We start from the raw sequence: 13,733 nt of genomic DNA, 5'->3' as shown, positions 1-13,733 counted from the left end.
GATTTAAGCTTATCAGAAATATTTTGAAATTTCGATATTTCGATACAAAAAGGAAGTAGAAGAATGGAAGCGTATAAAATTGAGCATTTGAATAAATCGTATGCAGATAAAATCATTTTTGATGATTTAAGTCTCTCTATTTCTGAACACGAGAAAATAGGACTAGTCGGCATTAATGGTACAGGGAAGAGTACTTTGCTAAAAGTGATTGGTAATATTGACGATGACTACACTGCAGATATTACCCATCCTAACCAGTACCGCATTCGTTATTCTTCTCAGAAACAAGACTTAGACGGTGAGATGACAGTATTTCAAGCCGTATTAAGTTCAGAGACGACAACATTACGTGTTATTAAAGCGTATGAAGAAGCAGTAAATACATATGCGCTACAACAAGATGACCATCATTTTCAAAAAATGATGGAAGCACAAGAAGCTATGGATCAACATAATGCATGGGATTATAATGCTGAAATTAAAACAATTCTATCTAAATTAGGCATCAATGATACGACCAAGAAGATAAGCGAACTCTCTGGTGGGCAACAAAAGCGTATAGTGTTAGCTAAAACACTTATTGAGCAACCGGATTTACTCTTATTAGATGAGCCTACGAACCATCTTGATTTCGAGTCAATTAATTGGTTAATCAATTATGTTAAGCAATATCCTCACACTGTATTATTCGTAACCCATGATCGTTACTTTTTAAATGAAGTAGCAAGTCGGATAATTGAATTAGATAGAGGTAAGCTAACCTCATATCCGGGTAATTACGAAGATTATATTGCTATGAGAGCAGAGAACGAAATGATTGAACAAAAACAACAAGAAAAGCAAAAGGCTTTATATAAACAAGAACTAGCATGGATGCGAGCAGGAGCAAAAGCTAGAACAACTAAACAACAAGCTCGAATTAATCGTTTTAATAATTTAGAGTCTGAAGTTCAATCTCAACAAACTCAAGATAAGGGACAATTGAATCTTGCGTATTCAAGATTAGGCAAACAAGTTTTTGAATTTGAACATTTAACTAAAGTAATTAATCAGAAAACATTATTTGAAGATATTACTGAAATTATTCAAAGTGGCCAACGTATTGGAATTGTAGGGCCCAATGGCGCTGGTAAAACTACATTGCTCAATATTTTAAGTGGCGAAGATACTGACTATACAGGTGTACTAAAGACGGGACAAACGGTTAAAGTGGCTTACTTTAAGCAAACTGAGGATACGCTTGATAGAGATATTCGAATGATTGATTACTTAAGAGAAGAAAGTGAAGTTGCGAAAGAGAAAGATGGGACGTCAATTTCAGTTACGCAATTATTAGAACGTTTTCTATTCCCTAGTTCAACACATGGAAAGAAAATTTATAAGTTATCTGGTGGCGAACAGAAACGTCTCTATTTATTAAGATTGTTAGTTCACCAACCCAATGTATTATTACTTGATGAACCTACAAATGATTTAGACACAGAAACGTTAACTATTTTAGAAGATTATATTAGCACATTCGGTGGTGCGGTTATTACGGTGAGCCATGATCGCTATTTCTTAAACAAAGTGGCGCAAGAATATTGGTATATTCACGATGGCAAAATGGAACGTATCGTAGGTGCATTTGAAGATTATGAAGCTTATAAAAAAGAGCAAGATAAACAACAAATGCGTGAAAAACAAGCGCAACAACCTAAAACTAAAGCACCGACACGTAAAAAATCTGGTTTATCTTATAAAGAAAAGCGTGAGTATGAAACACTAATGACTCGAATTGAAACGACTGAACAACGCTTAGAACAAATCGAGGAAGAAATGATAGAAGCAAGCGCTGATTATGCAAAAATTAAAGAATTAAATGAAGAAAAAGAACAACTGGAACAAACATATGATATAGACATCACGAGATGGAGTGAACTGGAAGAACTAAAAGAGCAATAAGGGGAATGTGTGTATGGAAGCAACATTATCGCATTATTTTGGTTATGACACGTTTAGACCTGGACAAAAAGAAATTATAACTAAAATAATGGAACATCGTAATGTCTTAGGGGTCTTACCTACAGGAGGAGGTAAATCGATATGTTATCAAGTACCTGGTTTAATGCTAGGTGGGACCACTATTGTAATAAGTCCTTTAATTTCTTTGATGAAAGACCAAGTAGATCAATTGAAGGCGATGGGAATTAAAGCGACTTATCTAAATAGTAGCTTGAGTAAAAAACAACAAAAAGATATTGAAAGCGACTTACTCTCAGGGGAGATTCAGTTTTTATATGTTGCGCCTGAACGTTTCGATAACAAATATTTTTTAAATTTATTGAGTAAAATTAATATCCATCTTATTGCGTTTGATGAAGCACATTGTATTTCTAAGTGGGGACATGATTTTAGACCAAGTTATCAAAGTGTCATTCATAAAGTGTTTGCTTTACCACAAGATTTTACAATTGTCGCTTTGACAGCCACAGCAACCGCTGAAGTCCAACAAGATATTATGGGCAAGTTAAATATTGATAAACATGATGAAGTGAAGACGAGTACGAAACGTCGAAACCTTATTTTTAAAGTAAATCCAACTTATCAGCGTCAAAAATTTGTGATTGATTACGTACAGAAACATAAGGAACAAGCCGGGATTATTTATTGTTCTACACGTAAACAAGTTGAAGAGTTACAAGAAGCATTAGATTCCGTTAATGTTAAAACTGCAATTTATCATGCTGGCCTGTCGAATAAAGAACGTGAGACAGCTCAAAATGATTTTGTTTATGATCGTATCAAGGTTGTTATAGCAACAAATGCATTTGGTATGGGGATTGATAAATCAAATGTAAGATACGTCATTCATTATAATATGCCAGGAGACCTTGAATCTTATTATCAAGAAGCAGGACGTGCAGGTCGTGATGGGTTAGACAGTGAATGTATTTTATTATTTAGTGAACGAGATAAAGGACTACATGAATATTTTATTACAGTGTCACAAGCAGATGATGATTACAAAGAGAAAATGGGTGAAAAGCTCACTAAAATGCTTCAATATACAAAAACTAAAAAATGTTTAGAAGCGACGATTGTGCACTATTTTGAACCAAATGAAAAATTAGAAGAGTGTGGTCAATGTAGTAGTTGTATTCAACAAAATAAAACATACGATATGACTAAAGAAGCAAAAATGATTATTAGTTGTATCGCTCGCATGCGTCAACAAGAAAGTTATAGCGTTATTATTCAAGTGTTACGTGGTGAAATAAGTGATTATATAAAATATAACGATTATGACAAATTGACGACACACGGTTTGATGAAAGACTATACGACATCAGAATTAAGCCATTTAATTGATGAGTTGCGCTTCAAAGGTTTTTTAAACGAGTATGAAGAAATCTTAACGTGTGATGAGAGTGTTAAGCAGTTACTTAGTAACGATAAAAAAGTATACACCTCACCGTTCAAGCAAAAGTCGAAAGAAAAAGTTTATATCAACACACTTGAAGGCGTGGATCGTGCGTTGTATAGCGAGCTTGTTGAAGTACGACGTAAACTAAGTGAGAAATTAAACATTGCGCCGGTCAGTATCTTTTCAGATTATACATTAGAAGAGTTTGCCAAACGTAAGCCTGAATCAAAACAAGAAATGATTTCTATTGATGGCGTAGGTAGCTATAAGTTAAAACACTACTGTCCAAAATTCCTAGAGAAAATCCAAACATATAAGACAAATATTTAGACTATAAAGGTAAGATTTAATACATACTATTGTATTGAGTCTTACTTTTTTTTATTTTTATTTTTAAATATCAGAATTAATCCTATTAATAAAATCAATTAAATGTGAATTTATCTTTAAATATGCTTTAATAGGGTATATAAATGGAAAAGTCTGTATAGGCAGGATAAATGAAGGTGACTAGATGATTGAATTTAAAAATGTATCAAAGTATTACGGTAAGAGTATAGCCGTCGAGAATATGAGTTTTAAAATAAATGAAGGAGAATTTTTCGTATTTATAGGCCCATCAGGTTGTGGTAAAACGACAACGTTAAAAATGATTAATCGTCTCATCCCATTAAGTGAGGGGTACATCTATTTTAAAGATAAGCCAATCAGTGATTACCCAGTTTATGAAATGCGGTGGGACATAGGATATGTATTACAACAGATTGCATTATTTCCACATATGTCGATTAAAGAGAATATTGCCCAAGTTCCACAAATGAAAAAGTGGAAAGATAGTGATATAAATCAACGTGTAGATGAATTGCTCGATATGGTCGGATTAGAACCAGAAAAATATCGCGACCGTAAACCAGATGAATTATCAGGAGGGCAACGACAAAGGGTAGGTGTTATCCGAGCTTTGGCTGCCGACCCACCGGTTATATTGATGGATGAGCCTTTTAGCGCGCTTGATCCTATTAGTCGTGAAAAACTCCAAGACGATTTATTAGACTTACAAACTAAAATTAAAAAGACAATTATATTTGTAACGCATGATATTCAGGAAGCAATGAAATTAGGAGACCGCATTTGCTTACTTAATAAAGGCCACGTAGAACAAATTGACACACCTCAAGGTTTCCGTGAACATCCTAACAACGAGTTTGTAGAGACATTTATGGGAAGTCATTTAATTCAAGATAAAGACCATTTACAATTAAAAGATTTAGATATCGTTACACCTGTGACAGAAAACAGTACTCAACATAATTATCCAGTAGTAAAAAATAATACTAAGCTTTCTAACCTCTATTCATTAATGGCACAACATGAAGCTGTGATTGTTGAAGATACTAAAACCTCAACTCAGTCATTATTAAAGCGTGAAGATATCTTTAAATATTTATCCGAGACTGATAAGGAGGTTAAAGCATGAATGAATTGTTAACCACACTTAGTGATCGTAAAGGCGAAGTACTTCGAACGATATTTGAACATATCCAAATTTCATTTATAGCGTTATTTATAGCCATTTTAATCGCAGTGCCTTTAGGTATTGCCTTAACTAAGACTAAGAAATTATCTGAAATTGTAATGAATATCGCAGCAATACTGCAAACTATCCCATCATTAGCATTACTAGGGTTAATGATTCCTATTTTTGGTATTGGAAGAGTTCCAGCAGTTATTGCATTAGTTGTCTATGCGTTATTACCAATTCTAAGAAATACATACACAGGTATTCAAGAAGTAGATCCCTCACTCATTGAAGCGGCAAAAGGTATAGGTATGAAACCGATACGTCGTTTAACTAAAGTTGAATTACCTATAGCGATGCCAGTCATTATGGCTGGGATTCGCACAGCGATGGTATTAATTATTGGGACAGCTACATTAGCCGCATTAATTGGTGCAGGTGGTTTAGGAGACTTAATTTTACTCGGTATTGATCGAAATAATACATCTCTTATTCTCATTGGAGCCATTCCTGCTGCCTTATTAGCTATCGTCTTTGATTTAATTTTACGCTATGTTGAGAAATTATCTTATAAGAAGATACTAATTACTACTGGTGTTATTATATTAATTATTTTATTGGCTATTGTAGTACCACTTTTCGGGAAAAAGGGTGACACGATTACAATGGCTGGTAAGTTAGGTTCGGAACCATCAATTATTACAAATATGTATAAGATACTGATTGAAGAAGAAACAGATAACACGGTAGAAGTAAAAGATGGCATGGGTAAAACCTCATTTCTCTTTAACGCATTGAAATCAGACGATATTGACGGTTACTTAGAATTTACAGGGACTGTATTAGGCGAATTAACGAAAGAAGAGCTTAAATCTAAGAAAGAAGCAGCAGTTTATAATCAAGCAAAACAAAGTCTTGAAAAGAAATATGATATGACGATGTTGAAACCGATGAAATATAATAATACGTATGCTTTAGCAGTGAAAAAAGATTTTGCTAAAAAGTATAATATTAAAACGATTGGCGATTTACAAAAGGTTGAAGATAAAATTAAGCCAGGTTTTACGATGGAATTTAAAGATCGTCCTGATGGATATAAAGCGGTTGCCAAGGCTTATGACTTAGATTTATCGAATATTAAACAAATGGAACCTAAGTTACGTTACACAGCTGTTGAGAAAGGTAATATTAATTTAATAGATGCCTATTCAACAGATGCCGAATTAAAACAATATGATATGGTTGTGCTTGACGATGATAAACATGTCTTCCCACCATACCAAGGCGCTCCAATGTTTAAAGAAAAATTCTTGAAAGATCATCCGGAAATTAAAAAACCATTAAACAAATTGGAAAATAAAATCTCAGATGAAGAAATGCAAGAAATGAACTATAAAGTTACTGTGAAAAATGAAGATCCATATAAAGTGGCTAAGCAATATTTAGAAAAAGAAGGCTTAGTAAAGTAAAAACTAAATAATTTGGAATAGAAGCTAGGACATTAATACGAAAATGTCCTAGCTTTTAGTTTGGTAGTAAACATCTATTTCGCACCCTAAATTTCTATCAATTTTCGCTATTTTTAGACAACTATTAATTGAAAAAGATATAGATAGAGTTGTAATCTGAAACGATTTTATTTAAACTAGAATTTAAATACATAATAATATATGTATTTTTTAAGGGGTGGAGAAATGAATACGAAGAATTATTCGAGACAAGAAATTGTTAAAAGCGTACCGCAGAAAGGCTTTTTTGGACATCCCAGAGGCCTAAGTACACTATTTTTTACTGAATTTTGGGAGCGATTCAGTTATTACGGTATGAAAGCCATTTTAGCTTTCTACCTATATTACTCAGTGAGTAAAGGTGGTTTCGGTTTACCTCAAGCTACAGCGTTGCAAATCGTCTCACTATATGGAGCGCTTATTTATATGTCTGGTACCATCGGAGGATGGATAGCAGATAGAATCATAGGTACACGTCATGCGCTCTTTTATGGCGGTATATTAATTATGTTTGGTCATATTATGTTGACTATACCTGGAAACCTGACAGTAGTGATGATTGCATTATTACTATTAATAGCAGGTACTGGTTTACTAAAACCAAACATCTCTACAACCGTAGGAGAGTTATATGATCATAATGATAGACGTTTAGATGCAGCGTTTACTATCTTTTATATGGGGATTAACTTAGGAAGCTTTTTATCTCCATTTATAACTGGCTATTTACAAACACGACTTGGCTTTCACTTTGGTTTTGCGATAGCGGCAATTGGTATGTTCATTGGACTAGTTACATATCTAATTACGAATAAGAAAAGTCTAGGACTTGCCGGTTTAAGTGTGCCAAATCCATTAAGAAAAGATGAAATTAAATCGTTATCGATGATTACAGGAATAGTTATTGCAGTATTTATAATAGTACTAGTGGTTTTACATCTTTTTGGGAATCTTAACTTAGGAAGCTTTAGTGTGATTATAACGTTTGTAGGCATCGTGTTGCCCATTGGAATTTTTATCTATATGTTATCAAGTCAGAAGACACGCAAAGAGGAACGTTCAAGAATCTATAGTTACATACCATTATTTATTACGTCTGTAGCTTTTTGGATGATTCAAGAACAAGGGTCAACGATTTTAGCTAACTTTGCCGACCAAAAAACACAGTTAAGTTTAGGTAAACTCACACATGGATTGATTAACTTCCATATTCCGGCTGCCTGGTTCCAGTCTATTAATCCTGTGTTTATCATTCTGTTAGCGCCTTTATTTGCTAATCTATGGACTAAATTAGGGAAACATAATCCTAGTACAGTGTATAAATTTGCGCTAGGTGCTATATTTGCTGGTTTCTCATATTTAGTAATGATTATCCCATTAAGTGGCAATACCCATTTAATTCATCCATTATGGTTGATTGTAAGTTTCTTACTTATTACAATTGGCGAATTATGTATTTCACCAGTGGGGTTGTCAGTGACTTCGAAATTAGCTCCTGCAAAATTCTCTGCACAAATGATGGCACTATGGATGCTCAGTAACGCGACAGCTCAAAGTTTGAACAGTCAAATTGTAGTATTATTTAAAATGATTAGCGAGAAGCAATTCTTTTTATATTCAGGATTGTTTACTTTAGTGATTGGTATTCTACTCGTTGCTATTTCACCAATGGTTAAAAAAGCAATGAATGGTGTTCATTAGAGTAAGATAGTATTAAGAGTATTGATTATCATCACAACGAGCTAGAAGGTAGGCATTTTCACATAGGAGAGCAAGTACAATATCATTTAATTAAATGTTTAATATTTAAGAGAAGGAGAGGTTGTAAATGAAACAACAGTTAAATCAATTATCAGCATATCAACCAGGCTTGTCACCACCAGCACTTAAAGAAAAACATGGTATTGAAGGTGAGTTATATAAACTTGCTTCCAATGAAAATCTATACGGCCCTTCGCCAAAAGTTAAAACAGCGATTAAAGATCATTTAGACGAATTATTTTATTATCCAGAAACTGGGTCACCTTTATTACGTAAAGCGATTAGTGAGCACTTGAATGTAGATGCTTCTAGAATTTTATTCGGTGCTGGTTTAGATGAAGTCATTTTAATGATTTCGAGAGCAGTGTTAACACCTGGAGATAAAATTGTGACTAGCGAAGGTACATTTGGTCAATACTATCATAATGCAATTGTTGAGTCTGCAGAGGTCGTTCAAGTTCCACTGAAAGACTATGGCTTTGATTTAGAAGAAATCCTAAAACAAGTGGATAATGATACGGCATTAGTGTGGTTATGTAATCCAAATAATCCAACCGGAACTTATTTTAGCCATGAAGAGTTAGAACGCTTTTTAGAACGTGTGCCTAGTCATGTACCCGTATTAATTGATGAGGCATATTTTGAATTTGTAACGGCAGATGATTATCCAGATACGCTGAAATTACAAGAACGTTTCGATAATGCATTCTTATTAAGAACATTTTCAAAAGCATACGGGTTAGCAGGCTTACGTATTGGTTATGTAGTAGCGACAAATGCTGCTATTGAAAAGTGGAACATCATCCGTCCACCATTTAATATTACGCGTCTTTCAGAATATGCAGCACTTGCGGCTTTAGAGGACCAAGCATACTTAAAAGAGATTACGGTAAAAAATGCGCAAGAGCGTCAAAAATTTTATGATATTGCGCAAAGCGAACACTTTTTACCAAGTCAAACAAACTTTGTGTTTATCGTAACAGATAAACACAAAGAATTATATGAAGAGCTATTAAATGTAGGGTGTATTACACGTCCGTTCCCAAACGGTTTACGTATTACGGTTGGTTTCCCAGAACAAAATGATAAGATGATTGAAGTATTAAAGAATTTTAACTATTAAACGAGACACTAAATAAATTGTCTAGTATATAAGTAAAGAGTGGAAGAGTTTGGAATTAGGGGCGCATCGGTTGTATTGATTATAATCGAATGGTCACTTTACTTCTGTGTTCCACTCTTCATTTTTTTGCTATACTTTAACAATATATAGGTGATGATTAAGGGAGAGATAATATGTCTAGAAAATCTATTGCAATAGATATGGATGAAGTATTAGCAGATACGTTGGGTGCGATTATTGAAGTGGTAAATATAAAAACAGAATTAGGTATTACAGTAGAATCACTAAACGGTCAAAAATTAAAACATGTTATACCAGAACACGATGGACTTGTACGTGATATTTTAAGAGCGCCTGGCTTTTTTAGAAATTTAACAGTGATGCCACACGCGCAAGAAGTGGTTGAGAAATTAACACAACATTATGATGTATATATCGCAACAGCAGCAATGGATGTGCCTACATCATTTCATGATAAATATGAATGGTTATTAGAATTTTTCCCATTTTTAGATCCACAACACTTTATATTTTGTGGCCGTAAAAATGTGGTGAAAACGGACTATTTAATTGATGATAATCCACGCCAATTACAGATATTTGAAGGTGAACCCATTATCTTCACTGCTTCTCACAATATTAACGAAGAACGTTTCCAACGTGTGAATGGGTGGAAAGATGTAGAAGCTTTATTTTTAGGCGAAGAATAAATAAAGAAAGCGATTAAGGTTACAATATTACACGAGTTTCCGTGTTATCAACCTTAATCGCTTTTTGCATCTTTTGGTTATTTTAGTTTACGCTTCATCTACAGGAAAAGTAAGAATCTGAAGTGCTTTAGGAAGTACTTCAATAGTTATCGGTGTTTGTAAACCGATTTCTCCATCGATGTCTACTTTCATTGAAGGTTCTGTAGAAAGTGTGATATGTGAGCCTTCAATGTGGTCAATGCCATTAGTTATTTCATTCCAATCCATACTATCTCGCTTTTTAAAGACATCATTTAAGATAGTAAAACTCTGTCTATCAAAGATAAAGGTATTAACTTTTCCATCTTGTGGAGATAAATCCATTAGAGGAATACGCCCACCACCGATGTTAGGTCCATTCGCAATAACTAACATAGAAATGTTGCCACTATATTCTTTACCATCCACATTTAACGTATAGTCAAAATACTCAGGATTCATTAATGTTTTAACGGTAGAACCAATGTAGCTTAATTTACCAAAAATATCTTTACGGCCTTCTTGAACATTTTCAGCATTTTGTACAATTAAACCTAAACCGACAAAGTTTAACACATAGCTATCATTAACTTTCATTACGTCATAAGACTCTATATGAGAAGACTTTAATTGTTCACTCGCTTTTTTAAAATCAGGGTCTAGATTTAATGTTTTAGAAAAGTCATTAAATGTACCCCCAGGGATAACGCCAATAGGGACGTTTAAATCATGTTTCATTACACCGTTCACGAGTTCGTTTACAGTACCGTCTCCGCCAAGTATAAATACAACGTCGACATCGCTACTATAATCGTGGTTTTTAATTTTTTCACAGTATTTAATAATGTCGCCTTCATTTTCACTTAACTGAATAGATAAGTGCTTACATATTGTAGTAAGAGATTTAGTAACTTCTCCTAAACCTTCATATATATTTTTAATACCACTATGTTCATGGTAAAAGAGAACGCCATGATTGAATTTTTGATCCATCTCTTCATGCCTACTTTCATTTTTTAACTTTTACTTTTTACCCTAGATATCTTCTTTCTAATGATAAATTTAAAAATTAAGAGTTCCTTAAGTATCTATCATGCCATTATTTAGCTTATCATACAAAGAAAATGGAGCGATGATAGAAATCTAGGGAGCGGGACAGAAATATAATGCAATGCAATTTCAAAGATTTCGTAGTCCTGCTCCGGTAAGGTTGACTAATCGTAGGAAAGAGAAGTAGTGCCACTTTTTATTAGTTTCCTAACACACACAAACCATTAATATCTTAATTTCATCTCAGACAACTACTGCTAAAAGAAGCTGAACCATTTTATAGTAATGGCTCAGCTTCTTTTAATGATGGAATAGATTAATGAATACCTTTCATAGCTTTAGAAATCTTAGGAGTGAAAGCTAAAATGATGATTGTAATGACAATAGCAACAGAACCTAAGAAAATAAAGTAATTAGTTTGACCTAATGGTTTAATTAATTTAACTAACGTGCCGTTTAATGCTTGAGCTGATGCATTTGTTAATAACCAAATACTCATCATTTGAGCGTTAAATGCTTTAGGTGCTAATTTAACGGCGGCACTATTACCAGTAGGTGATAAACATAATTCGCCGATTACACAAACGACATAAGATAAGATAACCCAGTTAACTGAGAAGTGTGTATCACCATAACTCATACCGATAAGTCCAATTAAAATGTAAGAAGCACCGGCTAATAATGTTCCGAGACCAAATTTAACTGGTAAACTTGGTTGTTTTTTACCCATCTTTAACCAAATCATTGAAACAACTGGGGCAAACAATAGAATGAATAGTGGATTAATTGATTGGAACCATGCTTCTCCAAAACCTGTCTTCCAACCAAATAAGTTCATTTGCATGTCAGAACGTTCTAATCCGTAAATATTTAATACGTTAGAACCTTGTTCTTGAATAGCCCAGAACAACATTCCGAGAATAAATAATGGAATGAACGCTTTAACACGAGAACGTTCTACATCAGTCACTTCTTTACTACGAATCATAGTTGTAAAGTAGATGATAGGCAAAGCGATACCGAGTACTAATACAGTGTTGCTAATTAAATTGAATGATAAAGTTTGAGTGTAATATGTAACTAATAATACGACGATGATAATAGCAACTACGCTACCGACGATTAATCCGTATCTTCTTTTTTCTTCAGAAGTTAGTGGATTGGTAGGTTTCATGCCCACACTACCTAAATTTTTCTTATTGAAAAGCATATACCAAACAAGTCCTAATGCCATACCGATAGCGGCAATTGAGAAACCAGCGTGGAAGTTTTTAATATTAATGAAATGTTGTAGGATGATAGGTGAGATTAAGGCACCTAGGTTAACTGACATGTAGAAAATAACAAATCCAGCATCCATACGTGTATCATTTTCAGGGTACAAACGACCAACGACATTTGAAATATTAGGTTTCATTAAACCTGAACCAATAATGATAAAGAACATTGAAGAGAATAAGCCGAACATTGCAAAAGGTAAGCTTAAACAAATGTGACCTAGGATGATTAGTATTGCACCTATAAGCGTAGCGCCACGTGTTCCTACAAGTCTATCTGCAACCCATGCGCCAGGAATTGATGACATGTAGATAAGTGCACCATAAACTGACATGATTGACATTGCAGTCGTTTGATCGATACCTAAACCACCATCTTTAATTGCAAAGTACATGTAGAAGATAAGCATAGCACGCATGCCATAGTAACTAAATCTTTCCCAGAACTCTACAAAGAAAAGAACACCTAATCCTCTAGGATGCCCGAAAAATCCTCTCTGAGGAATTGATTGAACTGCTTGTTCATGAGTATTGTTTGTTGTCATAAGTTTCCCAACCCTTTCTTTCACTTAATGACTAAATCTTACTAAAATACAGCTTTTAGGAATCATAAATAATAAAATGATTTCGTAAAAATAGAAATTTTTAGAATTTTCAGTCTGTTTTTAAATATTAATCTATCTATTAAGAATAAAGTTTGTTATTTATATTTACTATATTCTTATAGAAAATTAGGGATATTAATAAAATACGCTTTAATTCTTTAATAGGCAATAGTAAATTTAAGGAAATTAACCAAAAAATAAAAAAATTCCACTAAATTGTCAAACAATTTAGTGGAATAACAAATTTTTACTTAACGATTATCAATTTTTTCTGGATACATGTCATGGTTCATTAAACGATGTTCAGCCATTTTTTCATATTTAGAATTTGGGCGGCCATAATTTGTGTATGGATCGATGGAAATACCACCACGTGGAGTGAATTTACCCCAAACTTCAATATAATGAGGATCCATCAACTGAATCAAATCATTCATTATTATATTCATACAATCTTCGTGAAAATCACCATGATTTCTAAAACTAAATAAATAAAGTTTTAATGATTTAGACTCAACCATTTTTATATTTGGAATATATGAAATATAAATTGTTGCAAAATCTGGTTGACCTGTAATAGGGCAGAGAGAAGTAAATTCTGGGCAATTAAACTTTACAAAGTAATCGCGTCCTTGATGTTTATTCTCAAAAGTTTCCAGTACTTCGGGTGTATAGTCAAATTCGTATTTATTGTTTTGATTGCCTAATAACGTAATATCTTGTAAATCTTCTTTTTGTCTTCCTTGAGTCAATATA

General features: G+C 33.5%; 10 protein-coding genes. 7 read left to right on the top strand and 3 right to left on the bottom strand.

The features are described 5' to 3' along the window. The first annotated feature begins 63 nt into the window (after positions 1-63). The 7 genes from CD147_RS00400 (at position 64) to CD147_RS00370 (ending at position 10,027) form a co-directional block, all read left to right on the top strand. Positions 64-1,944 carry an ABC-F family ATP-binding cassette domain-containing protein gene (locus CD147_RS00400; protein ID WP_103165488.1) on the top strand — a complete coding sequence of 627 codons (1,881 nt, stop codon included), beginning with the start codon at positions 64-66 and terminating at the stop codon, positions 1,942-1,944. Positions 1,945-1,957: 13 nt separating this feature from the next. Continuing rightward, positions 1,958-3,736 (top strand): DNA helicase RecQ, encoded by a 1,779-nt coding sequence (gene recQ, locus CD147_RS00395; protein WP_103165487.1) that lies wholly within the window; start codon positions 1,958-1,960, stop codon positions 3,734-3,736. Positions 3,737-3,920: 184 nt separating this feature from the next. Beyond that, positions 3,921-4,883: an ABC transporter ATP-binding protein gene (locus tag CD147_RS00390; protein WP_103165486.1), complete on the top strand. Its 963-nt coding sequence runs from the start codon at positions 3,921-3,923 to the stop codon at positions 4,881-4,883. Then, on the top strand, positions 4,880-6,394 hold the full coding sequence (locus CD147_RS00385; RefSeq protein WP_103165485.1) for an ABC transporter permease/substrate-binding protein: 1,515 nt from the start codon (positions 4,880-4,882) through the stop codon (positions 6,392-6,394). Before CD147_RS00390 ends, CD147_RS00385 begins: the two co-directional genes overlap by 4 nt. A gap of 225 nt (positions 6,395-6,619) precedes the next feature. After that, the gene (locus CD147_RS00380) at positions 6,620-8,134 is read left to right on the top strand and encodes a peptide MFS transporter (protein WP_103165484.1); all 1,515 of its coding nucleotides are present in this window, start codon (positions 6,620-6,622) and stop codon (positions 8,132-8,134) included. Between the two features lie 127 nt (positions 8,135-8,261). Continuing rightward, positions 8,262-9,317, top strand: coding sequence for a histidinol-phosphate transaminase (gene hisC, locus CD147_RS00375; RefSeq protein WP_103165483.1), 1,056 nt, complete (start codon positions 8,262-8,264; stop codon positions 9,315-9,317). 173 nt (positions 9,318-9,490) lie between these two features. Next, on the top strand, positions 9,491-10,027 hold the full coding sequence (locus CD147_RS00370; RefSeq protein WP_103165482.1) for a 5' nucleotidase, NT5C type: 537 nt from the start codon (positions 9,491-9,493) through the stop codon (positions 10,025-10,027). An 87-nt stretch (positions 10,028-10,114) separates the two neighbouring features. Here the strand turns inward: CD147_RS00370 and CD147_RS00365 are convergent, their stop codons facing one another. The 3 genes from CD147_RS00365 to queF form a co-directional block, all read right to left on the bottom strand. After that, complete coding sequence (locus CD147_RS00365; RefSeq protein WP_103165481.1) at positions 10,115-11,038, bottom strand: diacylglycerol/lipid kinase family protein; 924 nt, start codon at positions 11,036-11,038, stop codon at positions 10,115-10,117. 373 nt (positions 11,039-11,411) lie between these two features. Then, complete coding sequence (locus CD147_RS00360) at positions 11,412-12,917, bottom strand: S-Cys-Gly-3M3SH uptake peptide MFS transporter (protein WP_103165480.1); 1,506 nt, start codon at positions 12,915-12,917, stop codon at positions 11,412-11,414. A gap of 311 nt (positions 12,918-13,228) precedes the next feature. Beyond that, the gene (gene queF, locus CD147_RS00355) at positions 13,229-13,729 is read right to left on the bottom strand and encodes a preQ(1) synthase (RefSeq protein WP_103165479.1); all 501 of its coding nucleotides are present in this window, start codon (positions 13,727-13,729) and stop codon (positions 13,229-13,231) included. Between the last annotated feature and the right edge of the window lie 4 nt (positions 13,730-13,733).

Source organism: Staphylococcus devriesei, from assembly GCF_002902625.1.
GTDB classification, from domain to species: domain Bacteria; phylum Bacillota; class Bacilli; order Staphylococcales; family Staphylococcaceae; genus Staphylococcus; species Staphylococcus devriesei.
Note: the sequence above shows the minus strand (reverse complement) of the source record. Positions and strands in the feature narration are given on the sequence as shown.

Bases quoted from the DNA above. Each gene is read 5' to 3' on its own strand.
- CD147_RS00400 (WP_103165488.1), top strand. From the start codon at position 64: ATGGAAGCGTATAAAATTGAGCATTTGAATAAATCGTATGCAGATAAA.
- recQ (WP_103165487.1), top strand. From the start codon at position 1,958: ATGGAAGCAACATTATCGCATTATTTTGGTTATGACACGTTTAGACCT.
- CD147_RS00390 (WP_103165486.1), top strand. From the start codon at position 3,921: ATGATTGAATTTAAAAATGTATCAAAGTATTACGGTAAGAGTATAGCC.
- CD147_RS00385 (WP_103165485.1), top strand. From the start codon at position 4,880: ATGAATGAATTGTTAACCACACTTAGTGATCGTAAAGGCGAAGTACTT.
- CD147_RS00380 (WP_103165484.1), top strand. From the start codon at position 6,620: ATGAATACGAAGAATTATTCGAGACAAGAAATTGTTAAAAGCGTACCG.
- hisC (WP_103165483.1), top strand. From the start codon at position 8,262: ATGAAACAACAGTTAAATCAATTATCAGCATATCAACCAGGCTTGTCA.
- CD147_RS00370 (WP_103165482.1), top strand. From the start codon at position 9,491: ATGTCTAGAAAATCTATTGCAATAGATATGGATGAAGTATTAGCAGAT.
- CD147_RS00365 (WP_103165481.1), bottom strand. From the start codon at position 11,038: ATGGATCAAAAATTCAATCATGGCGTTCTCTTTTACCATGAACATAGT.
- CD147_RS00360 (WP_103165480.1), bottom strand. From the start codon at position 12,917: ATGACAACAAACAATACTCATGAACAAGCAGTTCAATCAATTCCTCAG.